Origin of the sequence: Capnocytophaga canis (assembly GCF_043187445.1) — a bacterium.
In the GTDB taxonomy this organism is placed as follows: Bacteria; Bacteroidota; Bacteroidia; order Flavobacteriales; family Flavobacteriaceae; genus Capnocytophaga; species Capnocytophaga canis.
In genome coordinates this window covers 1,839,021-1,864,916 of the sequence record NZ_CP171121.1, presented here as the reverse complement: position 1 = coordinate 1,864,916, position 25,896 = coordinate 1,839,021, and the positions used below count along the sequence as shown (strand labels likewise).

Sequence of the window (25,896 nt, the reverse complement as noted above, 5' to 3'; positions counted from 1 at the left end):
TAACAATCATGACAAAAAGAATTTTTGCAATAGTTGCCCTAATGGTGGGAACATTGACTACTATTTCGGCTCAGGAAATTAACTGGATGAGTTTTGACGAGGCTTTAGCAGCTCAGAAAAAAAATCCTAAAAAAATATTTGTAGATGTATACACAAATTGGTGTGGCCCCTGTAAATATTTAGATAAAACAACGTTTAAAAACAAAGACTTGGTTGAGTATATGAACAAAAACTTCTATGCTGTTAAATTCAATGCTGAAGGAAATGACGTTGTAAATTACAAAGGTCAAAAGTTTGAAAATCAAGGATACGATGCTTCGAAAGCTCAAACAAGAAATAGCCAACACTCTTTTGCTGGTTACCTTCAAGTGAATGCTTACCCAACAATGATATTTTTTGATGATAACGGAGAGTATATCTTGCCTGTACAAGGAGGTATACCTGCTACTCAATTGGAAATTTTCTTAAAATTAGTTGCCAATAACGACTATAAAAACATAAAAACAAGAGCTGACTTTCAAGAATATCAGTCAAACTTTAAAGGAACATTTAAGGAATAAATATCTATTTCATAGACTTTAAGACAGAGAGAGGCCGTCTAAAAAATTAGACGACCTTTTTTTATTTATCACAGGATTGTTTTTTTTTATCTTTTCTTTTCAAGAAAATAAAATATATTTGTACCAACATCAAAAACGCATTAGGTAAAATAATAGGAATATTATTAATCAAGACACCATAAATCACAAAAAGAACACACCCTATCAAATTGGTAAGGCGTATGTAGATGATATTATCTTTTATCAAAAAACTACCCACTACAAAAAGTGACGCCGCATAACCTATAAAATCATACCAACTCATTTTCTCCTTTTTTTTTTTAAGGTTGTAATCGTACTCTTGAAGAAGCTATCCACGAAGCTAACACCCCAAGAATTACTATAGTAAAGAAAACCAAAAACACATTAATCCACTCTATTTCAACAGGATAAGGCAAACCAACGCCAATAGTAACGAACTGAAATTGCTGTTGCAGAAACACAATCAACATCCCAATAATTATTCCCAAAAAAGATCCGATAACCGAAGTCATCGTTCCTTGCAAAAAGAAAAGTTGTCGCATTTGGGAAACATTCATTCCTAACGCATACAGTGTATGTAAATCCTTCCTTTTATCAAGAATCATCATGATAATAGCTCCTGCCAAATTGAATAATGCTATGATTAGTACTAATATAAAAATCAGATAAATAGCAATATTTTCTGTGTTTAACATTCGATAAAGAGCATCATTGAGTTGCATCCTATTTTTCACGATTACGGTGTCTCCAAAAATCTGGTAAATTTTTTCAATTACCTCTTTTTCAGAAACATGTGACGCTAGGCGGATTTCAATAGCTGAAACTTGGTCAGAGGATAGTCCTAGGATTTGTTGAGCTTCGGTAAGTGATGAAAAGACATATTTTTTATCTAATTCTTCGGTAAGTTGATAAACTCCTGCAACGACTACAAACGATTCTCGATAAGGCTTTACCTCTTGGGTAATACTTCCTCTACCCGACTTTGGAACTACAATTTGCAAAGGCGATGATGTATCAACAAACCCTAATCCTAAGGTGTTAAAAATCGTTGCTCCAACTACTACATTAGGAGCTTGAATCTCCCAATTACCTAAAACCAAAATACTATCAACATCACACACCAACGGGTAATGTTCATCAACTCCTTTGATATAGGCTATATGATTTTTCTGTTTATGATTTAAAAAAACTTGCTCTTCAAGTATACTACTAAAAAAAGCAACTTCATCAGTGTCTGATAATTTATTTGCAACTTCATCAGAAAAAGTGATGTATTTTCCAGTCTTGGGAAATATTTTTAGATCAGGATCAAAAATGGAAGAAAATGAAAGTGTAAAATTTTTCAATCCTGCAAACCCTGCTAAAACAACGAAAAGAGACACCGCACCAAGTACCACCACCAATGCCGTAATACGATTAATGATGTTGATGACATTTTGCGAACTCTTTGCTACCATGTAGCGTTTAGCTATGTAAAAAACTGCCTTCAAAGGCTATGATTTTTTACGTTTATAAAGTAATTCACGATTTTCAATGGGATTCTCTTCGCCTTTGAGTGATTTTTCAATTCCTTCTATATATTGCAATGAATCGTCTATATAGAAAAGCAAATCAGGCATACGTCGGAATTGGTTTTTAGTGATTTGCGACAATTCGTGCTTAATCAAAGATGTATTTGAAATAGTCCCTTTTAAGATATCCTCCGCTTTAGACTCAGGAAAGACACTCAGATAAACTTTAGCAACCGACAAATCAACTGTAACACTTACTTTTGTTACCGATATAATTAAATTGTGTTGCCCTGCATCTCGAATAGACTGCTGTAACACTTTGGCAAGCTCCTCTTGAATAATCCCTGCTATTTTCTTTTGTCTATTATTTTCCATTTGGCAAAGATAATGTTTTTTTCGTTCAAAAAGATGACTCCTATGGTAAAAGTTCTCTTGTTATTTCGCAACCTGAACTATTTTCTGAAAAATCAATAATTTAGTTATTTACAGAGAGTCTATTCTTATATAATCAATAATATGAGTTTTGCTGGGATATAGATTTATTAATTGGAAGACAATAACGCTGATTGAACCGTCAATCAAAACATTATTTCTGAATCAGAAGCTCTTGCATCTGTTCTTCGCTTCCATTGTAGATATTCAAATCTATTTTCACTTTAGAACCCGGAGTAATCCCATTTTCTGTAAATTGCCACATTTTCCAATTATGAACATGTGTCGGGGTGAGTACATTATTGTAATTGGCTATCCAAAGAGGATAGTTTTTGAATTTATCATGTAAATAGTCATTATAAAAACTAATGTAGGTGTAAATTATAGGTTTTCGGCCGTATTTTTTTTCCACAATATCCAACCAAACTTGAATATCTTGAAGATATTGCTTTACTTTTTTCTTCTTTGGCAGTTTTTCAATATCTAAAATGGGTAGAAAATCCCCTTTTTCCAATGTTATCGTTTGCAAATAAGAGGTTGCTTGTTGAACAGGATCTTCATCAGGACGATAAAAATGGTAAGCTCCTCGCACTAACTTCTGTTTCCTTGCTTGTTCCCAAAAATAATGAAAATTTTTATCTCGTGTATTATTTCCCATTGTGGCTCGAAAGATAGCGAATTTCAAAGGGATATTTCCTCGCTCCAAATATAAACTGTCCCAAACAATATCATTTCGTTCTTGGTAATGGGATAAATCAATCCCAAAAGTTTTGGTTCTATAATTGTACGAAATCCGTTCTATACGCTTATTTTCATAATCTATATTCGTTTTTGACAAAAAAACTTTATTTAATATTCGTTGATAATGTGCAGGATAATATTTTCTTACATAAAGAACCCCTCCAATTAGCAAACTAAAAAAAAGAATAAATACAACGAGGAACTTATTCCATGAAAATTCTTTTCTCTTCTTAGCGGTATGTTGTCTTTTTCGTTTCCTCATTTTTCATAAACTATCATTATTGCAAATATAGATAAATTCCTACGTATTTTATATTTTTGCCAGAAAATAGGTTGACTATGAATTTTTTGGCACACATCTATTTATCGGGAGAAGAAGACAACTTAGTAAAAATTGGAAATTTTATGGCGGATACCGTTCGTGGAAAGCAGTATCTTTCTTTCCCTGAACCGATACAAAAAGGTATTTTATTACATCGGCAAATAGACACTTTCACTGATACTAACCCCACTTTTCGAAGTAGCCGAAAACGATTAGTCCCTGAATTTGGACATTACTCAGGAGTGATTACAGATGTTTTTTACGATTATTTTCTAGCAAAAAACTGGAACTTGTATTCCGACATCCGCCTAGAAGACTATGTTCAACAATTTTATGAACTCCTTGAATGTGAGAAAAGTAAATTGAATGAACATACTATTTTTATAATGCAACATATGATTAAAAATAATTGGCTCTTAGCATATGCTTCATTAGAGGGCATGGAAAAGATTCTCTACCAAATGGACAGACGAACTGGATTTAAATCGAATATGCAATATGCAATCAAACCCCTTATTGAACACGAATCCGTATTTGAAAATGATTTTTTTTCTTTCTTTGAGGATATCCGTAAATTTATAGTACACCAACTATAGCCACCATTTCAAAAACCAAAAAGCTACCCAAATCTTATTTCGGATAGCTTCTTGAGTAAATATTAAAAATGTAACTATGAATCCTAATAGTGATAATGCTTGCTTTCTTCAATAAACGGATTGCCTTTTGGCAACAACGGATACTTGGATAATGCAGTGAACACCACAAAGATAAACAACCCTAAAAAGAATAATACAGCGGAAATCTCAGTAATTCCAATGCTCCATTGATCTCCAACAGTAGCCGGCATAATCATTACGTAAAAATCAACGTAGTGTCCTACCAAAATTACAATTCCCATAGCGAAAACCAATTTGCTGATACGTTTGTAATCTGTATTAACTAACACCAACAAAGGCAAAATGAAATTCAACAGTAACATTCCAAAGAATAACACTTTATAATCTCTAATTCTTGAAACATAATAAGTCACCTCTTCTGGAATGTTGGAATACCAAAGTAATAGAAACTGAGAAAACCACAAGTATGTCCAAAAAATTGACAAACCGAACATAAACTTAGTCAAATCATGCAGATGACTACTATTCACATAAGGTAAAAAACCACGACTTTTCAAATAGATTGTAATCATTGCGATGACTGTAATCCCTGATACAAAGAAACTTGCAAACACATACCATCCGAACAAAGTACTGAACCAGTGCGGATCAACACTCATAATCCAATCCCAAGACATCATCGATTCGGTAACCAAGAAAAACACCAAGAATCCAGCTGCCCATTTGAAATTTCTAACAAAAGGACGATTAGTGGTTGCTGTGTCCTCAGCTATCGACAAACGTCTCGAAATATAACGGTAGCCTACCCAACCTAACATATAAAACGCGGCTCTCCCCAAGAAGAAAGGCACGTTCAAATAGCCTTGTTTACCTTGTAAAAGAGCATCGTGAGCCACCACTGTTTCATCCATCCATATAAAAAGATGGTTGAAATGCATCCCTGAAAGTACCAATAAGGTAAAAACAATAACCACTCCAGGAAATAAGTATGCTGTGATTCCTTCCATGACTCTAAAAAGCACAGGTGACCAACCTGCTTGTGCCACACGATTGATTGCATAGAAAGCCAATACTCCCAAAGAAATCAACATGAAAAACAAGGCCGCCACATAAACCGCAGCCCAAGGCTTGTTCTGCAATTGATGTAACACATGTTCATAATGAGCATCATCGTGGTGAGCATCATCGTGAGCGTCAGAATGATGAGCTTGTTCCATGGTTTTAACGTCTTCTACAGTTTTGGGCGCTGTGAAAAATCCAACTCCAATTCCAATAATCCCAATGATGATAAGGACAATTGCTGTAAGTCTTAATTTATTTGAAAATGTATACATAATCTAAATATCTTTCTTTTAGGAAATTATTTTACTAACTCATCACGTAGTTTTTCTACGTACAACGCCACTTGCCAACGTTCTTTTTCATTGATTTGTGAGGCATACGAACCCATAGCATTCAGCCCATAATAAATGACGTGATACGTTCCGCCTGGTGTAATAACACGATTCTTATCGGCATAACTTGGCACTCCTCCAAATTTACCTCTTTCAACCAAAATTCCTTTTCCGTCACCTTTCTCACCATGGCAAACAGCACAATAGATGTCATACAAAAACTTACCTTGTTCAAGGTTTTCTGTATCAGCTACTAATGGGCTTTTCAGTTCTTCTTTTGCAAGTAACAAATCCGCTGGTGTGTCCGCGTACTCATACGGTTGCCATCCTCTTTTGATGGTACCTGCTACAGGTAGTTGAGCTTGCATACTGTCCTTAAATGCCGGTGATTGTTGATAAGTCTCATATCCAACACTTTCATACATATTCGGCATAAATTGATAGTTCGGCTCGCGTTTGTTAAAGCAAGATACTAAAAGTAAAGATACACTGCTGAATAAAGCTATTTTAACTATATTTTTCATATCTCCTATTTTTCTGCTATTTTAATTTCAACAGCTCCTGTTTCCTTCAATAGAGTTGTTACTTCACTTACATTGTTTTCAGTTACTGCGATTTCCATCAAAAAATGGTCGTCAGTAGTTCTTACATCAGGGTTTTCTGCTTCTTTAAATGGCCATAATTTACTTCGCAAAAAGAAAGTAATTACCATCAAGTGAGCTGCAAAAAATACCGTCATCTCAAACATGACAGGAACAAAAGAAGGCATATTTTGTAAAAATGTCATACTTGGTTTTCCTCCAATATCTTGTGGCCAATCTTCGATCATGATATAATTAACCATCAAGGTAGCTACAGTTAACCCTATACAGCCGTAAATGAACGAAGCTATCGCTAATCGCGTAGGTGCTAACCCCATGGCTTTGTCCAATCCGTGAACAGGAAATGGAGTATATATTTCCGAAATCTGATGATTTTTAGAACGAACTGTTTTTACAGCTGCCATTAAAATATCATCATCATTATATAATGCTTGTACTACTTTCTTACTCATGATGATTAATGATTAGGGTCGTTATCTCTTAGTTTTTTATATTTCTCGCCAGATGATTTCAAGATTGATTTTACCTCAGCCTGTGCAATCACTGGGAATGTTCGTGCATACAACAAGAACAACACGAAGAAGAATCCAATAGTTCCGATATAAATTCCAATATCAACGAAGGTAGGTGAGAACATTGTCCAAGATGAAGGCAAATAATCTCTATGCAAAGATGTTACTATAATCACGAAACGCTCAAACCACATTCCTACGTTTACCACAAGCGAAATGATGAACGAGAACATAATGCTTCTTCTCAATTTTTTGAACCACATGAATTGTGGAGAAAATACGTTACATCCCATCATCAACCAGTAAGCCCAAGCGTAAGGTCCTGTAGCACGGTTCAAGAAAGCGTATTGCTCATACTCTACACCTGAGTACCACGCTACGAATAACTCCGTGATGTATGCACATCCTACGATAGAACCTGTAATCATAATTACGATGTTCATCAATTCAATATGTTGAATGGTGATGTAATCTTCAAAATTACATACTTTACGCATGATAATCAAAAGCGTATTTACCATCGCAAAACCTGAAAAGATTGCCCCAGCAACGAAGTAAGGCGGGAAGATAGTAGTATGCCAACCTGGAATTACCGAGGTAGCAAAGTCAAACGATACGATGGTGTGTACGGAAAGTACCAACGGAGTTGCCAAACCTGCCAAAACAAGAGAAACCTCTTCAAAACGTTGCCAATCCTTAGCACGTCCACTCCAACCAAAACTTACTAAACTGTAAATCTTTTTCTGGAAAGGTTTTACGGCACGGTCACGCAACATGGCAAAATCAGGAAGCAGACCTGTCCACCAGAATACCAACGATACCGAAAGATAGGTAGAAATCGCGAATACGTCCCACAAAAGGGGAGAGTTAAAGTTTACCCATAGCGACCCAAACTGGTTTGGAATTGGCATTACCCAGTATGCCAACCAAGGTCTTCCCATGTGAATAATTGGAAAGAGTCCCGCCTGAACTACAGAGAAAATAGTCATTGCTTCGGCTGAGCGGTTTACAGCCATTCTCCATTTTTGGCGGAAAAGCAACAACACAGCAGAAATCAAGGTTCCTGCGTGTCCTATACCAACCCACCAAACGAAGTTGGTAATATCCCAAGCCCAACCGATTGTTTTATTTAATCCCCAAGTACCAATACCTACTGATACTGTATAAATCATACTTCCCAACCCCCAAAGGAAAGCTACTAATGAAATGGAAAATACAATCCACCATAACCTGTTCGCTTTACCCTCTACTGGACGGGCGATATCTACCGTAACATCGTGATACGATTTATCGCCTGTTACTAAGGGTTTTCGTATAGGTGCTTCATAATGCGACGCCATATCCTTATTATATTATTTCTTAGTTATTAAATTATTTTTATGCTTCGTTCGTATTTCTTACTTTCACTTGGTACACCACATTCGGACGTGTCCCGATGTGTTCCAACAAATGATACGCTCTGTCGTCGGTTATCAATTTAGCGATTTCGCTATTTTTCTCGTTGATATCACCAAACACCATAGCTCCTGTTCCACAAGCTGCTGAACAAGCACAAGCGTTATTGAACTCTCCTTCACGAACTGCACGACCCTCATTTTTAGCTTTCAAGATAACAGCCTGAGTCTGTTGGATACAGAATGAACATTTTTCCATAACCCCACGTGAACGAACCGTTACATCTGGATTCAATACCATTTTACCCAAATCATTATTCATGTTGAAGTCGAACTCATCGTTATTGTTGTATAAGAACCAGTTGAAACGTCGTACTTTATAAGGACAGTTGTTAGCACAGTAACGTGTTCCCACACAACGATTATATGCCATGTGATTTTGTCCTTGACGACCGTGTGAGGTTGCAGCTACTGGACATACCGTTTCACATGGAGCGTTATTACAATGCTGACACATAACGGGTTGGAACGCTACTTGCGGATTTTCAGCTGGGTCTTCCATCTCTCCGTAAGTAGAAAGTGCAGCACTCAATCCCTCAATTCCCGCTTTAGTCTCTAAATCACCTTTGAAGGTATCTGCCGAAGAATAATATCGGTCGATACGCAACCAGTGCATATCCCGCGAACGTCTCATTTCTTCCTTTCCAACCACAGGAACGTTATTTTCGGCATGACAGGCAATGACACATGCCCCGCACCCCGTGCAAGCATTTAGGTCGATTGACAAATTGAAATGATGCCCTGAGGAACGATCGAAAGTTTCCCAAAGAGAAACGCTGGAAGCTAATACCTCTTTGTGATCTAATGACACCACTGGTTTTACATTCCACTCTTTCGCATCTTTCGTGTTAAACTCTTCTAAAGTAGTTTCCTTCAAAACATCCCCACGTCCCATAAGGGTATTGTGCAACTGAACACAAGCAAATTCATGCGTCCCTCCAATATTTTTGATGGTTACACTTTGTACATTATCGAAGTTCTGATACAGTGGGTAAGCATTAACTCCCACTTGCATCTCTTTTTTCATAGCTTCTTTTTTCCCGTAGCCAAATGCTAAACCAACAGAACCTCTCGCTTGTCCTGGTTGAATAAGTACAGGAACCTTCAGCGTAATTCCATTTACAGTAATCTCCGCGTAGTTTCCGTCTAATGCTCCAGTAGCTACATGCCAGTTTTTGATTCCCAATTCCTTAGCATCGTATGACGACATGGTCAAATAATTATCCCATGTGGTTCTGGTGATTGGATCTGGCAACTCTTGCAACCAAGGGTTATTAGCTTGTTGTCCATCTCCAATTCCTATTTTTGAGTACAAAGTCAATTCAAACCCATTGGTCGAAGTTTTTGCCAACGAGTTAAGTGCTTCATTCACAGAAACCTCATTACTTACTGCTAATTCTTCTTTAGCTGAAACAAATACTCCATCATGTAAAGCTTTGTTCCATTTAGCTTCACCCAAAATGGAAGCTGTCCAATTTTCTTTAATAAAATCGTAGTATGTTTTGTCTGATCCAGACCATTTTAACAATGCATCTTGTAATTGACGTGTGTCAAACAGAGGGCGGATTGTTGGTTGTGTTAAACCATAGTATCCTTTTTTGAATTCAACATCTCCCCAAGACTCGAGATAGTGAGGTGCTGCAGCTATATAATTTGTTTTAATTGCCGTTTCATCTGCTTTCATTGAAAAAGACACTGAAAAAGCTACCTTTTGTAGAGCTGTTTCAAACTCTGATGCGTTAGGTAAAGTGTATAATGGATTTAAATTATTGATAATCAGAACCCCTACTTTTCCACTGTTCATATCAGCTATCAATTCTTTCAAAGCCACAAGACTTCCCTTGCGAACGTTGATAGGGTTCTTTGTGTTGAAAGCTACGCTTTGTAATCTTTCGTTAATATCCAATACTAGCAATTGAGCATTTTCGTCTTGAATACCTGAAACTACTACGGCTCTTGTTCCAGCTCTTTTCACTTGTTCAGCAGCCTTTTTAACCTGCTCTTCTACTTTAGCATCTAAATTTCCTGATACAGAAATCCCAGTTAAATAACCATAGAATTTCGCTAATGCAACTTTTTGTTGTGAAGGAGTCAAAGGTACTCGTTTGTCAGCATTCGCTCCTGTTAAAGTCATATTTGACTCAAACTGAATGTGTCTTGACATTTTCCCATTTTTTGGGATACGCTTTTGGGCATACGCTCCCTCAAAGCCACCTCCCTGCCAATCAGCAATAAAGTCAGCACCAAAAGAAACGATTACATCTGCTTTTGTAAAGTCATAGTCCGCCATTGCACGAACTCCATATTTTTTTTGAAATGCGTTTAGAGTAGCTTCTTCTGAAATGGCATCATACTCCACCAATTTCACGGTAGGATATTTTTCTTTGAGATTCTCAATTAACTTATAGGTTGAAGGACTTGCTAAAGTATGACTGAATACGACAATTTGCTTCTCCTCTTGTGCTGCTTTCTCCAAGGCTTTCATAGCCTCTGCATCTAAATCATTCCAAGATATAGCTGAACCTCCTTTTGCAATCGGATTTTTTACACGGAGATTGTCATACAGGCTCAATACCGAAGCAATCACACGAGCATTTGCCTCACAATGGGAGTTTGCTTCTTTATTATGTTCAATTAAAATAGGTCTTCCTTCACGGGTTTTCACAAGTACACTTGCGAAATCATATCCGTCAGCAATTGCCGTAGCATAGTAGTCAGCTACTCCTGGACGAATTTGTTCGGGTAACACAACATAAGGAACTGCTTTGTGAACAGGCCCTTCACAAGCTGCTAAAGTAGCGGCTGCCGTAGTGAAACCTACATATTTCAAGAAATCACGACGGGTTGTGGATGAGGACTCTAAGGTAGCCTTATCTCCTAAAAACTCATCTACTGGGATTTCTTCGACAAACTCATTCTGTTTCAGTGTATCTATGACTGAATTCTCATTAAGTTCTTCTACACTTTTCCAGTATTTTTTGTTTGATGCCATAGTTAGTTATATTCTGAAATTTAACTCTTTAAAAATAATAAATCGAAAATTAGTAGTGACACTTACCACATTCCAAACCACCCAACTGAGCGATAGTAAGTTTTTCTACATTAAGTTTTTTAGCCAATTCCGCGTGAACTTCTTTATAGTTTTCATAATATCCATTATCGGTGTTGACTTCCGTTTTTCTGTGGCAATCCACACACCAACCCATCGTTAATGGAGCGTGTTGATGTAAAATTTCCATTTCTTCCACTTTTCCGTGACATTGCTGACAATCCAATCCTGCTACCGTTACGTGTTGCGAGTGGTTAAAGTAAGCGAAATCAGGTAGATTATGAACACGTACCCAACGTACTGGCTTCGTCTCTCCTGTATATTTGAAGTTCTGAGCATCCCAGCCTACTGCGTCATACAATTTTTTAATCTCGTTAGAATAGAATTCACGTGTATAACCATTAACCATATCTGGCTCACCCTTATATTCTGAAATGGTTTCATGACAGTTCATACACACATTTAAAGATGGTATACCCGCTGTTTTTGACACACGCGCTGCAGAGTGACACAACTTACAATCAATTTGGTTATCTCCTGCGTGAATTTTGTGAGAGAAGTGAATCGGTTGAATAGGTTCATATCCTTGGTTAACATCTACTTGCATAAAGTATCCATACATTGCATAGGTTGAACCGAACAACAAAATTGTTACCGTAGTCAGTACAAAGAACGGATTTTCGGCAAATGCTCTAACCAAGAAACCTTCTTTACGTTTTGAAAACTCTTCCGTTGTAATGTTTCCTTCAGCAATAACTTTGGAAGCCATATTTAACACCGACAAAATAACAATCAACGCAACAATAATTGCAAGTATACCAACAATAGTGATAAAGTAGATGAGCGATCTTTCGGCAACAACCTCAGGGCGTTCCACAGGAACAAACACCTCCTCTTCTACCTCTTCCACTACTGGCGGATTAGCTGTATACGCTAAGATGTCATTTATATCTTGCTCTGATAAAATGTCTTCATAGGGTGCCATGGGCACTTGATTGAATTCCTCAAAAATAGCTTTAGCATCAGCGTCTCCTGAGGCAATCAATTTTTCACTATTTTTGATCCACGCATGAAGCCATTCAGTGGTTCTCCTTTCAGTAACTCCACCCAAGGCCGGTCCAATAGTACGCTTATCCAACTGGTGACAAGCCATACAGTTTGCCTTAAACAAAGCCTCTCCTTTGGCTGGATCGCCCTGTGCAAAAGCCGAAGTTGAAAACATGAATGTCAGTAAAATAGAGAAAACACTGACACCAAACAAGTTATGGTTTTTAACCTTTTTCATATTAAAAATATATTATCTAATATTTCGATAGTTGAACTCTAAACATTTATTGATTCAAGACACAAAAGTATAACATATTCTTAAAATACAAAAAAAAGTTATTCTGTTTCATTTCAATTTATATAAATTCTAAATAAACTACATTTCTTTGAGAAAGTTTTTAAAGAAACAAATCACTTTAAAAACTGTTATTTCTTTAACAAAATATTTGAACAAAGATTTTTTTAAAGATGATTTTATTTTTTTTTAAGATTAACAAAATGTGTTTTCTTTCTATTTCTATAAGCTAAGAAATGATATTAATCATATTTGTATTGAGATAATTAAATTTGGCTATAAGAAAAAAACGGGAAGTATATTTTTAAACAACTATATATGAATTAAATAAAATAAAATCAAAAAAATTAACATTTAAACTTTTGTTTTGTTTCGAGTTTTATATACTTTTGTGGGGTAAAACCAACACATAAAAGAAATGTATAAACACGTATTAATGCTATTTGTGCTAGCGTTTTTGACTTCGCCTTTGTTAGCACAAGTAAAGGTAACCGGTAAAATTACCGACCAGAACAACGCGCCACTACCAGGTGCAAATGTTTTAGTAAAGGGGACAACCCGAGGGGTGAGTTCTGATTTCGATGGAAATTATGAAATTCAAGCCCAAGAAGGCGATGTACTTGAGTTCAGCTTTATGGGCTTCCATACGCAGAGTAAAAAAGTTACAGGGGGGGGTAAAACATTGATTATCAATGTTTTGCTTGAAGAAGAAGCTGAACAATTAGACGACGTAGTTGTAGTGGGCTACGGAACTCAGAAGAAAGTAAACCTAACGGGAGCCGTTGCCTCTGTTGATGTTAAAAAGATGACTACTCGTCCTTCATCCAACATCGCTAAAACACTACAAGGAACTGTTCCTGGGGTTACGATTATCTCTCGTCCTGGAGGAACTTCTTTGAACATTCGAGGACGTGGGAATATAGGAAATTCTGATCCTCTGTATATAGTAGACGGGATAGAAGTAAGTGCTTCTTTTTTTAACACCCTTGATCCCAACAGTATCGAAAATGTTTCATTCTTAAAAGATGCTTCTTCGGCAGCTATTTATGGTGCAAAAGCTGCTTTTGGAGTGGTGCTTGTTACTACGAAGTCAGCAAAATCAGGGGTTCTACAAATCTCATACGACGGTTCGAGTGGTATTCAAATGCCTACCTATTTGCCAAATATGGTTAATTCAGCACAGTACGCAGAAATGTATCGAACAGCTGAGAGAAACACAGGCGTAGCAGAAAATAATTTAACCTTTACTGATGAGATGATCCAAAAGTATCGAGACGGTTCAGATCCTGATAGATATCCAAATACCAATTGGTTCGATTTAATACTCAGAAAACAAACTTTCTTGACTAAACACAATCTTCAATTTTCGGGAGGAAGTGATAAATTCAAATATGTATTCGGAACAGGTTTCTTACGTGACGAAGATATGAGTCCAGGTACAGCAACTAATCGATACAATATCAATAGTAAAACATCTGCAGAGTTAAAGCCATGGTTAACATTAACGTCTAATGTAAACTTAATTTACAGCAAATATAACAGAGAAGGTGGGGGATCTAATTTAGTTGAATCTCTCCGTGTACCACCTACGCAAGTGGCAAAACATTCGAACGGAGAATGGGGTTCAGTAAGAAACGGGCGACAAGCTACAGGGGAAGAAATTAATGCAAACCCATTACGTTCTTGGGCTGAAAATGGCCGAGGAAACTCAACAACGAAACGTTTTTTAGGTTCTGTGGGGATAGAACTACGCCCTTTCAAAAATCTAAAAATAACTAACCAATTTGGATATAACTACGATGATTACAGAGGTTTTTCTTTTTCTAATAGAAGAAAAGGTGTTCCAAGTTTCTTAAATCCTTCTTCGGGAATTATCCCTGCAACTCCAAGAGCTGAAAACCAGATGAATCTGGATTGGAATTATTCTGAGAAATTTAACTACGATGCTTGGCTAAATTATGATCAAACTTTTAATGATTTACATTCTATTACGCTGATAGCGGGTACACACGCTGATATGTATCAATATAAAAAATTGTACGTAAGACGTAAAAATTTTGCCAGTGACGACATGAATGATTTCTCAGGAGGATCTATCAAAGAAAGCGACCAACTACCTACAAATGGAGAAGGTGGACCGTTTTATTTGGAAGAAAATATAAATTCATATTTTGGAAGATTTGGATACACTTACAATCAAAAATATTTGTTTGAAGCAAACTTCCGTGCCGATGCTTCTTCTCGTTTTGCCAAAGAAGGAAGATGGGGATATTTCCCTTCATTCTCAGCTGGTTGGAGAATGGAACAAGAAGATTTTATGAAGGATCTTACTTGGATTGATGGTCTTAAGTGGAGAGCTTCTTGGGGTAAAAATGGTAATATCAAAAATATTGGTCTTTACGACACGTATTCAACCTATAACTCTAACAATACCATCGTAATAGGAGGTGTTAGTAGTACCATACTTACAGAAGGACGTATTGGAAATAAAAATCTAACTTGGGAGACCACAACAACGACGAACCTTGGACTTGACCTTTCCATCGCAAAAGGATTATTGGGAATAAATGTTGATTATTACGACCGCTTAACTGATGGAATTCTTGTTCATGCGAATGATATTGCAACTGAAACAGGTCTATCTTCTTCTCAGATTCCTGCTCGAAACGTAGGAAAAGTACGAAACAAAGGTATAGAGCTTCTTGTTTCACACGCAAACCAAATAGGAGACTTCTCATATAATTTAGCTTTCAACGCCACTCACAACAAAAATACGATAGAAGATTTAGGAGATAAGGTTACTCAACTCCCACCAAGTGGCAATTGGATTTTCAGAAAAGGAGGCTCTGTTGGAGATTTCTATATGTTACAAGCGGATGGATTATACTCAACTCAGGACATAGCTGATGGTAAGGTAATTCCATATGGAAAACAAGTTCCTGAAGCAGGTATGATAAAATTTATAGATGCTGATGGTAATAACGTTATTAACGACGATGACCGAACGATCGTAGCGAATGACGTTCCTAAATTTACGTATGGTTTTAATTTAGACTTGAATTATAAAAATTTCGGTTTGTCCGTACTAGGTCAAGGAGTAACAGATGTTATGGTATATTTGAGTGAAGAAGCATCACAGGCATTTTTCGATAATTCAGTACCTCGTCAATGGCAGTTGGACAACTGGACGACCGATAACCAAGGAGCTATTTATCCTAAACTATTCACTCCTGCGGACCAACGCTACAAATATAATAACCATAGATCTTCTTTTTGGTTGTTTGATGCTTCCTATTTCAGAATTAAAAACATTACGCTTAGCTACTCTATGCCAGATGAGTGGGTAAAACAAATCGGATTTACAAGTTTACGTATATTCTTTTCTACCGACAATCCTTTTACAATCAGAGGGGATAAACGTATGAAAGATTTTGACCCTGAAGTAGCGAGTGGACGAGGCTACAGTGTTGCTTTAAAAAGCTATACAGCTGGTTTGTCGTTATCTTTCTAATTCATTCACTTTTAAAATACAACAATATGAAAAATATATTAAAAATAATTCTACTGACTACAACCTTTATAGCCGTAGGATGCTCGGATGAGTTTTTTGAAAAAACACCTCAAGGTTCATTAGACCCTTCAAAAATAGATGAAACACTATTAGTAGGGTTTCGAAATTCTATATACGGGTACAAAGGAGGCATGTCTTTAAACGGATATTCAGCTATATTCTTGGATGGATATGCTGACAATGGATATTCACGTAATTCTTGGGACAGTAATGGTGCTTCTGTACAAGCGAATACGCTTACTACAGCACAAAATTATGGGTACGGATGGTTTTATAACGGAATACGTGCTTGTAATCAAGTAATTGAAAAAATTGATGACTTTCAAAAAGTTTCTGAGTCAATACGCTCAAAATATAAAAATGAAGCTCGGGTGATGCGTGCTTGGCTCTACGGAGGTTTGACTCTTTATTTTGGAGACGTTCCTTTCGTTCCAAACTTGACTAACGACTTTCCTGAGGGGATAGCACGTACATCTTCAACTCAAATCAGAGAATGGGTTCTCAAAGAGTTGGATGAAGCAATTGAAGTTTTACCTGTTTCAAATGATAAAGGTACTTTTAATAAAGCTGTAGCTTATGCCATTAAAGCACGTATGGCGTACTATTTTGGGAAATATGACCAAGCAGAAGTAGCGGCTCGATATGTAATTGACAATGGTGGATATAGACTCCATGAAGTAGCTTCACTATCGGAAGATATGAAAAAAGACGGTGAATACTTTAAAAAATTCATTGACTTTTCTGCATACGGAGTTAGTGAAGAAACCTTTATAAAAGGAATTTTTAACTATCAAAACATCTGGAAAGCAGACAATAGTCCGGAAACTATCATTGCTCAAGAGCTTATAGCTAATGAACAAGAAGGAACTTGGCTACGCGTAACAGCTTTATTGACCCCTAATTTGGTTAATAAACAAGCATGGGCAACCATAGTGCCTATTCAAGAGCTTGTAGATGCTTATTGGACGACCGATGGAAAAACACAACCTACGTTACCAACAATGGACGAACGTATTACTAAATACAATGAACTAAAAGCAGAAATAAATTCCATAAAACCGAATATGCCTAAAAAAACGTACAGTGAAGCAGTTCATAGTATCGTAAACGATTTACCTTCGAGAGATTATATGTTACAATATAAGAATAGAGATAGTCGCCTATATGCTTCTATTATATTTCCTTTCTCAGCGGTAAATAGATTTCTTCCTGATCAATATCAAGAATATATTCCAGACATAGTAAACTACGGTCGAAGCGGATTTGCTTTCCGAAAAATGACTGGTGCCGATGATGTAATTTCTGCTTACGGAGGAGGGTATTTCGTAACAGGAGTCGATTTTCCAATGATGCGTTTAGCTGAGATGTTGCTTATTTACGCTGAATCTCGTACGCAGAACGCTGGTTATGATGCTACTGTTACAACAGAACTCAATAAGTTGCGTAAACGTGCTGGTATGCCTAATGTTCCAGAGACCCTATCAAAAACGGAAGCTCTTGATTTTATCCGTTCTGAACGAAGAATAGAACTTGCAGGAGAAGGATTCCGTTTCTTTGACATTCGTCTTTATGAAGATGACAAACGCAATGGAGGGTATAAAGGAAGCCAAGCGGCAAGTGTTGTAATGAAAGGACAAATACGAGATGTGGTAGGAAATCCTGGTGCTAAAAAAACATGGACGCCACGATTAATGTACATGCCTATACCAGCAACTGTAATTGACAAAAATCCTCTGATGAAACAAAATGAAGGATATTAATAATTGAATAATCTGATAAAAAGTCAGTCGTCAGGAAGTTACGTGAAACATTTTAACATGATAGTAAAATGTAAAAGTAGCTTCCTGACGTTTTTTATAAAAGCAGTGATAACAATACTTGAATTACATGATTATAAATCTTAATACGCTCTGTTAAAACTCCCTTAAGCAAACCTTAAAAATGTATTATTTACCTTGTAATTGAAATATATTTTCTATTTTAGCCAAAAATTTCCCTTTTTTGAACGCTAAATAAACATGATTACTCAGTTACAAGGAAAATTGATTGAGAAAAACCCTACTCACGTGGTTGTTGACTGCAACGGTGTGGGGTATTTCGTGAACATCACCTTAAATACTTTTGCAGCTCTACCTGAAGCTGATTCCATAAAAATTTACACTCATCTACAAATCAAGGAAGACTCTCATACACTTTACGGATTTCTCACCCGTGCTGAGCGTGAGATATTCGTACTGTTGCTTTCCGTATCAGGTGTTGGAGCGAGTACAGCTCGGATGATGCTATCATCATTGACAGCTGCTCAAGTTCGCGGAGCTATTGTCAATGGAGATGTTGCTAGTATTCAGAGTGTTAAAGGTATAGGAGCAAAAACTGCACAACGTATTATTTTGGATTTACGAGAAAAGATGATGAAAGTGCAAAATATTGAAGAAGTAGCTCTTACACAATCAAATACAAACAAAGAGGAAGCTTTAGCAGCTTTAGAAGTATTAGGATTTGTGCGTAAACAAGCCGAAAAAGTAGTAGATAAAATTATCAAATCAGATTCGGAAGAACTTAGTGTTGAACAAATTATCAAAATAGCTCTGAAAAGTTTATAACTTCAGCGTGAACTATTTCAAATCTAACTACTTGAAGATGAATAGATATTTAAAATATATTTTTCTCATAACATTTCTTACTAACCTATCGGTTTGGGGACAAGAAATTACGAAAGATACAACACAAACTAAGAATAATATCCCCAAAATAGGATTGCGAACACCATCCAGCATTGCTAATCACTATACCTATAACCCGCAATTGAATCGCTATGTGTACCGTCAAACATTAGGTGAAACCGATTTGACTGTACCTCAAATTCTTACTATTGAAGAATATGAAGCGCTGATTACACGAGAACAACGAAGTGCTTATTTTAGAGAAAAAAGTAGTGCTTTGAGTGGTAACAAAGGAGAGGAGCAGAAAAATAAAGCTCAACGTGATTTGCTTCCTGATTTGTATGTTAAGTCCGAGTTATTTGAAAGTATTTTTGGAGGGCGAAATATTGACCTTATCCCTAAAGGAAACGTAGGAATTGATTTAGGTTTATATGTTAATAAAAATGACAACCCAGCTATAACTCCAAGAAATAGAATCACTTATGGGTTAGATTTCGATCAAAGAATCAGTTTAGGACTTACGGGGCAAGTCGGGACACGATTAAAATTAAACGCTCAGTATGACACTCAGGCTTCGTTTGATTTTCAGAACGTTTTTAAGTTGGAATACGAACCTAACGAGGATGATATTATCCAAAAGGTTGAGTTAGGAAATATCAGTATGCCTATGTCTAACTCTCTAATCACCGGTTCGCAGAGTCTATTTGGGGTAAAAACCGAATTAAAATTCGGTCGCACTACCATTACAGGAGTATTTTCTGAACAAAAGTCCGAACGGAAAACAGTGACTGCCCAGGGAGGAGGAATACTTACCGAATTTGAGTTTACCGCATTGGACTATGACGAAAATAGAAACTTTTTCTTAGCACAATTCTTCCGTGATAATTATGATAAAGCCTTAGAAAATTATCCTTTTATTAACAGCAAAGTACAAATCACACGTTTGGAGGTATGGGTTACAAATCGTAATAACCGTACAGGAAACATACGTAACATACTCGCACTACAGGATTTAGGAGAAGCTAATCCGTTGAACACACGCATCAACCAAAATGCTCCCATAGGTTTTTTTTCATCGACAACTAACAACATGCCAACCAATGCTGCCAACCGTTTTGACCCTGCTGAAATTGGAGGTTCCTCGGTGTTAACCGATGCGATTCGCGATGTGGCTACCTTACAACAAGGCTTCGGTGCCATTTCCAATTTAGTGAACCAAGGCTATGATTATGCGGTGATTGAAAACGCTCGTAAGTTAGAGGAAGGGGTTGATTATAAAGTAGATACAAAATTAGGATACATTTCGCTAAACGTTGCCTTGAGTAGCAATGAAGTACTGGCCGTTGCTTATCAATACACCTACGGGAGTGAAGTGTTTCAAGTAGGAGAATTTGCCAATGATGGTATTTCAGCGACAACCTATAACACTTCAGCAAGCCAAAACGCTATCACCAATAATTTGTTGGTACTGAAAATGTTAAAGAGTAATCGTTTGAACGTAAAAGATCCTATCTGGGATTTAATGATGAAAAACGTCTATTCCCTAGGATCCGGGCAATTAGACCCTGAGGATTTCAGAATGAATATTTACTACTCTGATCCATCCCCGCTAAACTATATTTCAAAAGTGTCCGATGCGGGTTGGGATAATGGATTGGAAGACAAAATACTACTAAATTTGTTCAATTTCGATCGATTAAATAAATACCAAGATCCCCAACCTGGAGGTGACGGATTTTTTGATTTTATCCCAGGAATTACGATTGATCAACAGTACGGAAAGATATTTTTTACTAAAGTAGAGCCTTTTGGAAAATTTCTTCACCAAACCTTAGGAGGTGGAAATTACGATGACCCTGCTACGTATAACGAAAACCAACGAAAATATGTCTATCCGAGTTTGTATGCCAATACCAAAACACAGGCTCAGATGGACGGTAGTAAAAATAAATTCCAAATGAAAGGACGCTACAAATCCTCAGGACGGCGTGGCATTTCATTAGGAGCGTTCAACGTACCTCGAGGGTCAGTAACCGTAACGGCAGGAGGGCGTATTCTCGAAGAGGGTATTGATTATTTAGTGGACTATATGTCGGGAACGGTCGAAATTACAAATCCGAGTTTGGAGGCATCAAACATTCCGATTCAAGTATCCATGGAAAATAATCTGATTTTTGGTGGGCAGACCACTCGATTCATGGGAGTGAATATCGAACATAAATTCAGTGATAAATTCATTATGGGAGCATCGGTTGTGAACCTGCGTGAGCGTCCATTCACCCAAAAAACAAGCTATGGACAAGAGTCGGTCAATAACACTATTTTTGGTTTTGGTGGCACATACTCCACTGAATTACCTTTTTTGACACGTTGGGTAAATCGCATTCCTACCATAAAATCAGATGTAGCCTCTAATCTGTCTGTACGAGGAGAATTTGCATACCTTGTCCCAGGAACTCCTAAAGGAGATGATTTCGATGGAGAAACTACCGTCTACTTAGATGATTTTGAGTCGGCTCAAGCAACTATTGATATTCGCTCTCCTTTAGCATGGAAATTAGCCAGTACTCCTCTCGAATTTGGCTCAGGATCAGGAAATTCTCCACGAAGGTTATACGGAACTTCACCTGAAGATCCTGAAAATATGCGAAACGGCTACGGTCGTGCCAAATTAGCATGGTATACCATTGACCCTATTTTCTATTCATCACAAAAACCGAGCGACGTGAGTGGTGATGAAATCTCAAAAAATAGCACACGGCGTATCTATTTAGAAGAAATATTCCCTGAACAGCAAGTAGCTCAGGGTGAATCCCTTGTACAAACAACCTTGGATTTGGCATATTATCCAAATAATAAAGGTTCGTACAACAATAATCCAGCTTTTCAGTCTGCCAATGCTGATGAGAAATGGGGAGGCATCATGCGTGGATTAACATATTCTGATTTTCAAGAAAGTAATATTGAATATATACAGTTCTGGATGTTAGATCCTTATCATTCAGGTGAATACAGTGGAACTGGAGAATTGGTATTTAACTTAGGAAACATTTCAGAAGACGTTTTGAAGGACGGCAGGAAGCAATATGAAAACGGATTGCCGGGGTTATCATCATCAGCAGCGGTCAATTCCTCATCATGGGGCAAGGTACCCGGAGCTCAGTCTCTACTCTATGCGTTTGACACCAATTCATCGAACAGAGCCTTACAAGACATTGGTTTAGACGGATTATCCGATGGTGATGAGGCTTCAGTCTATAATAACAATCTAAGCGAATCTCCGAACGACCCTGCATTGGACAACTACGAGTATTTCATGAGTCGTGGTGGAGGCATTTTGAATCGCTATTTCAACTACAATGGAACACAAGCAAATTCTCCTGTTTCCGTAACTGAAAGTAACCGAGGAGCAACTACAAATCCTGATATTGAAGATGTTAATGGGGATTTCGCTATGAATACGGAGAATAATTACTATGAATATCGAGTGAAGATCCGTCCGAATATTACGCGTTCCGACCGTTTTGTAAACGATATTAGAACGGTAGCTGTGGAAGCTCCTAATGGCAGAACCGTATCCGCTCGTTGGATTCAGTTTAAAATTCCGATTGCTCAAGGGCAAATGGTGCGTGAAGGTTATAAATTCCCATTAGCTCCGAACGAAGAAATTGACATCATGAACTCCATTACCCATATGCGGATGTACATGACTGGATTTTCACAAGAAATGTTGTTACGTTTCGGAACTTTAGATTTGGTTCGTGGAGATTGGCGATACTACAGCGAAACCTTAGAAACTAATTTAGACGATCCTTCAGATGATAACACCCAAGTGGAAATAGGTTCAGTGAATCTAATTGAAAATGAAACACGTACCCCTATTCCATATCGTATGCCTCCTGGAGTATACCGCGAACGTATAAACGCTAACAATACTTTGGTTGAACAGAATGAGCAATCATTATCCTACAGTGTAAATAACTTAGAGCCTTTAGATAGCCGCGCTGTTTATAAGGTGATGAATTTGGATTTACGTCAGTACAAATATATCAAAATGTTTGTCCATGCAGAAGCGTATCAAAATAAATCATTATCTGACAATCAGATGGTAGCATTTATGCGTATCGGTACGGATTTTAACGAAAATTACTATCAGGTAGAAATACCATTGAAAATCACACCTTCAGGAGCAAACACTGATATGGCTATATGGCCAACTGAAAATCAGCTAATTGTGTCAATGGATGTACTAACAAAAATGAAAGCCATTGGACTTCGAAATCAAACACTGAACAACGCTACTTATTACGATACCAATCTGAATGTAGTAAACGAAAATACGCCTTATACCATAGGAGAAAATCGTTATGTAATCAAAGGAAATCCTTCATTAGGAAGTGTCCGCTCAGTGATGATTGGAGTGAAAAACATTACAGGAAATACCCAAAGTGGAGAATTTTGGTTCAATGAACTTCGGGTAGCAGAATTGTCCAACAAAGGTGGTTGGGCAATGGTCGGAGCGCTAGATGCGAATGCGGCCGATTTGTTAAACATCTCAGCTACAGGACGTATGCATACGGTAGGTTTCGGTGCAGTTGACCAGACACCTAACCAACGTTCAATTGACAACACTCAAGAATACGATGTGGTGATGAATATAAATGCAGGGAAATTACTACCCGAAAAATGGCAGATACAAGTCCCCGTGAGTTTAAATCATGCTCAAAAACGTTCTACACCGTTCTATGATCCTTCATATCAAGATGTTAAGCTCGACGATCGTTTGAATATTGCACAAACACCAGAAGAACGCAAAGCTATCAGGGAACAGGCTGAAAATCTGACTGTTCGCAAAGGAATCAATCTGATTGGCGTGAAGAAAAATTTTTCCGAAGGACAGAAAAAACGTATGTACAATATTGAAAACTTTACGTTTAACTACGCCTATAACGAGATGCATCACCATGATTATGAACTCCGTTATGAAGATGAACAAAACGTCAGAGCGGGATTCTTGTACAACTATGGATTTGAAAATAAAACTATTGAACCTTTCAAAAAATCGGAACGTTTTACGGGTAAAAAATACTGGCAATGGTTGGCAGATGTAAATCTTAACTTATTGCCTACCAGCATTATGTTCTCTTCCGATGTAAATCGTTCATTATCAAAACAATTATTTCGCGATGTGTATTTTGAAGGAGTAGACGCGAGTTTGCAAAAAACCTTACCCGAATTACAACAGCGTAACTATTTACATAATTATCAATTCGGAGTAAACTACAACCTAACCCGCTCTTTGAAAGCAAGTTTCAACGCTACAAATAATAGTATTATCCGAAATTATTACATCTACGACAGTAATGGTGATGTAGCTTCATATGACAGAAACGTAACCTTGTGGAGTGATTTCTGGGATTTAGGTAATCCAAATCACTTTTTGTCAAAACTACAAATAAGTTATGAACTACCCCTGTCCAAATTTCCATTTTTGGATTTTATGAAAGCAAATTACACTTACTCAGGCGACTTCGATTGGCAACGTGGATCGCAAACCTTACTGCAGTTAGCAAAACACGATATCAATACTTTACAAAATGCCAATACGCACAACCTGATGGTCAATGCATCCTTTGAACAGTTTTACCGCTATTTGGGAGTGAAACCAACTCCTCGCGGTGAAAAGCCGTCAGTAGGCAAATCGTTGGCTACGATGCTGAAAACCATTAGCGTAAATTATGCTGAAACCAATGGGAAAACCTTGCCAGGGTATACTCAAAATGTAGGATTCTTAGGTACAACCAAACCCTCTTTTGGTTTCATGTTTGGAAGTCAGGCGGATGTGCGTTATGAAATGGCAAAAAAAGGGTATTTAACGGATTTTGTTGATTTTAACGATCAATTCCTACAGTCAAAGGAACGTGATTTAACATTCACTACCAATTTGTTACCGATTCCTGATCTGCAAATTGATTTGAAAGCAAAACGTCAGTATACCGATAATTACACCGAGACCTTTGAAGTAAACAACCTAACATATAATAAACTTATAGGAAATCAAGTAGGTAACTTCAACATTACAACCAATTTGATTGCGACCACTTTCAACAAAATAGACGAATATAACTCTGTACCGTTTGAGCGTTTCAAAGAAAATCGCATCACAATAGCACGTCGTTTGGCTTCAGAAAGAGGTGTAGACTTGAACGATCCAAATAATCTTGATCAAGAAGGTTTTCCAAAGGGATACAGCAAAACCAGTCAATCGGTGATGATTCCGGCGTTTTTTGCGGCCTATTCAGGTGGAAATGCTAATTCCACTTCGTTGAGTGCCTTTAAAAACATTCCGGTTCCTGAATGGAAAATAACCTACACAGGATTGGGGCGATTGGAATCAATGAAACGATATTTTAATAGATTTTCATTAGCTCACGGCTATAATGCGAGTTATGTGCTAAGTGAGTTCCGTACGAATTTAGAATTCGACCCTAATAATTTGTTTAAAGTCAATGCTAAAGGTGATTATTTAAGTCAGCAACTATTCACCAACGTAACTTTGGTAGAGCAATTCAATCCGCTGATTCGTGCTGATATGGAAATGAAAAACTCAATCAGTGCGTTGTTTGAAATCAATCGTGACCGCACTATATCCATCAGTTTGGACAACGACTATTTAACCGAAATTATCCGTAAGGAATTTCGAATGGGATTAGGCTATCGCATCAAAGATTTACGTTTTGTAACCAAAGTGAATGGCGTACGAACCACTTTGAAAAGTGATTTGATACTTAAGGGAACTCTCTCGCATCTGAATGAGTTTACCGTTATCCGGAATATGGAAATTACCAACAACCAAGTAACCGCAGGGCAAAGCAACTGGATTGGTGATTTTACGGCAGAATATGCGTTGAGCAGAAACTTACTGGCTTCGTACTATTTCCGATATAATTTCTCAAAATCAGCTATTTCAACAGCTTTCCCGATGACAACCATCCGTACGGGGTTATCCGTGAAATATACGTTTAATTAGAGAAAAATTTATGATTATTTGGAGTTTTAAATGATTATGCATACATTTGGGGATGTATAATCATTTAACATATCT

General features: G+C 37.2%; 16 protein-coding genes. 6 read left to right on the top strand and 10 right to left on the bottom strand.

Annotated features, from left to right (window positions below):
* Positions 1–8: 8 nt before the first annotated feature.
* On the top strand, positions 9–560 hold the full coding sequence (locus ACF3OB_RS07950) for a thioredoxin family protein (RefSeq protein WP_392447367.1): 552 nt from the start codon (positions 9–11) through the stop codon (positions 558–560).
* A gap of 61 nt (positions 561–621) precedes the next feature.
* On the opposite strand, the gene ACF3OB_RS07945 is transcribed toward ACF3OB_RS07950, so the two are convergent.
* From ACF3OB_RS07945 to ACF3OB_RS07930, 4 genes are all read right to left on the bottom strand, one after another.
* The gene (locus ACF3OB_RS07945; RefSeq protein WP_042344286.1) at positions 622–864 is read right to left on the bottom strand and encodes a uroporphyrinogen decarboxylase; all 243 of its coding nucleotides are present in this window, start codon (positions 862–864) and stop codon (positions 622–624) included.
* A gap of 16 nt (positions 865–880) precedes the next feature.
* On the bottom strand, positions 881–2,038 hold the full coding sequence (locus ACF3OB_RS07940; RefSeq protein WP_172916703.1) for an ABC transporter permease: 1,158 nt from the start codon (positions 2,036–2,038) through the stop codon (positions 881–883).
* 36 nt (positions 2,039–2,074) lie between these two features.
* Positions 2,075–2,467 (bottom strand): 30S ribosome-binding factor RbfA, encoded by a 393-nt coding sequence (rbfA, locus tag ACF3OB_RS07935; RefSeq protein WP_042008359.1) that lies wholly within the window; start codon positions 2,465–2,467, stop codon positions 2,075–2,077.
* A gap of 211 nt (positions 2,468–2,678) precedes the next feature.
* Positions 2,679–3,362: a GH25 family lysozyme gene (locus ACF3OB_RS07930; RefSeq protein WP_369800745.1), complete on the bottom strand. Its 684-nt coding sequence runs from the start codon at positions 3,360–3,362 to the stop codon at positions 2,679–2,681.
* Between the two features lie 242 nt (positions 3,363–3,604).
* On the opposite strand from ACF3OB_RS07930, the gene ACF3OB_RS07925 reads away from it, so the two are divergent.
* The gene (locus ACF3OB_RS07925; protein ID WP_212896090.1) at positions 3,605–4,183 is read left to right on the top strand and encodes an ACP phosphodiesterase; all 579 of its coding nucleotides are present in this window, start codon (positions 3,605–3,607) and stop codon (positions 4,181–4,183) included.
* An 83-nt stretch (positions 4,184–4,266) separates the two neighbouring features.
* On the opposite strand, the gene ACF3OB_RS07920 is transcribed toward ACF3OB_RS07925, so the two are convergent.
* Genes ACF3OB_RS07920 through ACF3OB_RS07895 form a run of 6 tightly spaced genes read right to left on the bottom strand, consistent with a single transcriptional unit; the run spans position 4,267 to position 12,500 of the window.
* A complete protein-coding gene (locus ACF3OB_RS07920; RefSeq protein WP_095911942.1) occupies positions 4,267–5,538 on the bottom strand; it encodes a quinol:cytochrome C oxidoreductase in 1,272 nt (423 codons plus the stop codon).
* 26 nt (positions 5,539–5,564) lie between these two features.
* Complete coding sequence (locus ACF3OB_RS07915) at positions 5,565–6,122, bottom strand: c-type cytochrome (RefSeq protein WP_042008350.1); 558 nt, start codon at positions 6,120–6,122, stop codon at positions 5,565–5,567.
* Between the two features lie 5 nt (positions 6,123–6,127).
* The gene (locus ACF3OB_RS07910) at positions 6,128–6,652 is read right to left on the bottom strand and encodes a DUF3341 domain-containing protein (RefSeq protein ID WP_042008348.1); all 525 of its coding nucleotides are present in this window, start codon (positions 6,650–6,652) and stop codon (positions 6,128–6,130) included.
* 5 nt (positions 6,653–6,657) lie between these two features.
* On the bottom strand, positions 6,658–8,052 hold the full coding sequence (gene nrfD / locus ACF3OB_RS07905; protein ID WP_042008345.1) for an NrfD/PsrC family molybdoenzyme membrane anchor subunit: 1,395 nt from the start codon (positions 8,050–8,052) through the stop codon (positions 6,658–6,660).
* A 37-nt stretch (positions 8,053–8,089) separates the two neighbouring features.
* A complete protein-coding gene (locus ACF3OB_RS07900) occupies positions 8,090–11,158 on the bottom strand; it encodes a TAT-variant-translocated molybdopterin oxidoreductase (protein ID WP_172913886.1) in 3,069 nt (1,022 codons plus the stop codon).
* 49 nt (positions 11,159–11,207) lie between these two features.
* Positions 11,208–12,500 (bottom strand): c-type cytochrome, encoded by a 1,293-nt coding sequence (locus ACF3OB_RS07895; protein ID WP_392447362.1) that lies wholly within the window; start codon positions 12,498–12,500, stop codon positions 11,208–11,210.
* 475 nt (positions 12,501–12,975) lie between these two features.
* Here ACF3OB_RS07895 and ACF3OB_RS07890 point away from each other — a divergent pair, with 475 nt between their 5' ends.
* From ACF3OB_RS07890 to sprA, 4 genes are all read left to right on the top strand, one after another.
* Positions 12,976–16,068 carry a TonB-dependent receptor gene (locus ACF3OB_RS07890; protein WP_172913888.1) on the top strand — a complete coding sequence of 1,031 codons (3,093 nt, stop codon included), beginning with the start codon at positions 12,976–12,978 and terminating at the stop codon, positions 16,066–16,068.
* Positions 16,069–16,094: 26 nt separating this feature from the next.
* Complete coding sequence (locus ACF3OB_RS07885) at positions 16,095–17,888, top strand: RagB/SusD family nutrient uptake outer membrane protein (protein ID WP_119652750.1); 1,794 nt, start codon at positions 16,095–16,097, stop codon at positions 17,886–17,888.
* A gap of 258 nt (positions 17,889–18,146) precedes the next feature.
* A complete protein-coding gene (gene ruvA / locus ACF3OB_RS07880) occupies positions 18,147–18,731 on the top strand; it encodes a Holliday junction branch migration protein RuvA (protein WP_042009097.1) in 585 nt (194 codons plus the stop codon).
* 37 nt (positions 18,732–18,768) lie between these two features.
* Positions 18,769–25,821 carry a cell surface protein SprA gene (gene sprA / locus ACF3OB_RS07875; RefSeq protein ID WP_392447359.1) on the top strand — a complete coding sequence of 2,351 codons (7,053 nt, stop codon included), beginning with the start codon at positions 18,769–18,771 and terminating at the stop codon, positions 25,819–25,821.
* The last annotated feature ends 75 nt before the right edge of the window (positions 25,822–25,896 follow it).

Excerpts from the sequence above, each read along its gene's own strand:
- ACF3OB_RS07950 (WP_392447367.1), top strand. The coding sequence starts at position 9 with ATGACAAAAAGAATTTTTGCAATAGTTGCCCTAATGGTGGGAACATTG.
- ACF3OB_RS07945 (WP_042344286.1), bottom strand. The coding sequence starts at position 864 with ATGAGTTGGTATGATTTTATAGGTTATGCGGCGTCACTTTTTGTAGTG.
- ACF3OB_RS07940 (WP_172916703.1), bottom strand. The coding sequence starts at position 2,038 with ATGGTAGCAAAGAGTTCGCAAAATGTCATCAACATCATTAATCGTATT.
- rbfA (WP_042008359.1), bottom strand. The coding sequence starts at position 2,467 with ATGGAAAATAATAGACAAAAGAAAATAGCAGGGATTATTCAAGAGGAG.
- ACF3OB_RS07925 (WP_212896090.1), top strand. The coding sequence starts at position 3,605 with ATGAATTTTTTGGCACACATCTATTTATCGGGAGAAGAAGACAACTTA.
- ACF3OB_RS07920 (WP_095911942.1), bottom strand. The coding sequence starts at position 5,538 with ATGTATACATTTTCAAATAAATTAAGACTTACAGCAATTGTCCTTATC.
- ACF3OB_RS07915 (WP_042008350.1), bottom strand. The coding sequence starts at position 6,122 with ATGAAAAATATAGTTAAAATAGCTTTATTCAGCAGTGTATCTTTACTT.
- ACF3OB_RS07910 (WP_042008348.1), bottom strand. The coding sequence starts at position 6,652 with ATGAGTAAGAAAGTAGTACAAGCATTATATAATGATGATGATATTTTA.
- nrfD (WP_042008345.1), bottom strand. The coding sequence starts at position 8,052 with ATGGCGTCGCATTATGAAGCACCTATACGAAAACCCTTAGTAACAGGC.
- ACF3OB_RS07900 (WP_172913886.1), bottom strand. The coding sequence starts at position 11,158 with ATGGCATCAAACAAAAAATACTGGAAAAGTGTAGAAGAACTTAATGAG.
- ACF3OB_RS07895 (WP_392447362.1), bottom strand. The coding sequence starts at position 12,500 with ATGAAAAAGGTTAAAAACCATAACTTGTTTGGTGTCAGTGTTTTCTCT.
- ACF3OB_RS07890 (WP_172913888.1), top strand. The coding sequence starts at position 12,976 with ATGTATAAACACGTATTAATGCTATTTGTGCTAGCGTTTTTGACTTCG.
- ACF3OB_RS07885 (WP_119652750.1), top strand. The coding sequence starts at position 16,095 with ATGAAAAATATATTAAAAATAATTCTACTGACTACAACCTTTATAGCC.
- ruvA (WP_042009097.1), top strand. The coding sequence starts at position 18,147 with ATGATTACTCAGTTACAAGGAAAATTGATTGAGAAAAACCCTACTCAC.
- sprA (WP_392447359.1), top strand. The coding sequence starts at position 18,769 with ATGAATAGATATTTAAAATATATTTTTCTCATAACATTTCTTACTAAC.